Origin of the sequence: Mesorhizobium sp. M1334 (genome assembly GCF_040317995.1) — a bacterium.
Lineage (GTDB): Bacteria > Pseudomonadota > Alphaproteobacteria > Rhizobiales > Rhizobiaceae > Mesorhizobium.
Map to the genome: position 1 here is coordinate 1 of NZ_JAMYLM010000087.1, position 577 is coordinate 577.

A 577-nucleotide genomic window follows, 5' to 3' on the forward strand; every position below is an offset into this window, starting at 1 on the left:
GGCTCTGGTTGCACTGGCGCCTTGCGCCGCAATCTTCCGAAAGGGGCGCGACTTCGCCGCTTGGCTGGGCCTGACGCCGCTGCAACGCTCAACCGGCGGTAAACAGAAGCTCGGTGCAACATCGAAGATGGGCGAGCGTACATTGCGGCGCCTGCTTATCATCGGAGCGAGCGCTGTCGTGCGTCATGCTCGTCGGCGAGGCATTCGGGAAGGATCGTGGCTTGGGCGCATGCTCGCCCGCAAGCCGCCAATGCTTGTGGTCGTCGCTCTTGCCAACAAGATGGCCCGCATCGTCTGGGCGCTCATGGCAAGAGGTGGGACCTACAGGGCTCCGGCCGTGGCAGCATAGCAGCTCGGTCTGAGGTCGTCGCAGGTGTAGGAAGGTCACACGGAGAGGTATGGCGCGACAGTCGATGAGAGACGGATCGGAAAAACCAGTTCAGCACAGAGCGCTTCGAGCGCGCGGTAGTGATATGGATCCGATCGGCGAACTCCCATACGGGCCGGCGGCAAATGGAAGGCCGCATCAGAGGCCGGACAGATGTCAGCACCCGACTACGCGCCGCTATACTGCCTT

Annotated in this window: 1 protein-coding gene; it reads left to right on the plus strand. The window is 62.9% G+C overall.

Annotation, left to right across the window (positions count from 1 at the left end):
- Positions 1–349: transposase (locus tag NKH17_RS33375; protein WP_352973546.1), on the plus strand; the 349-nt coding region annotated here is incomplete at its 5' end.
- Positions 350–577 lie beyond the last annotated feature (228 nt).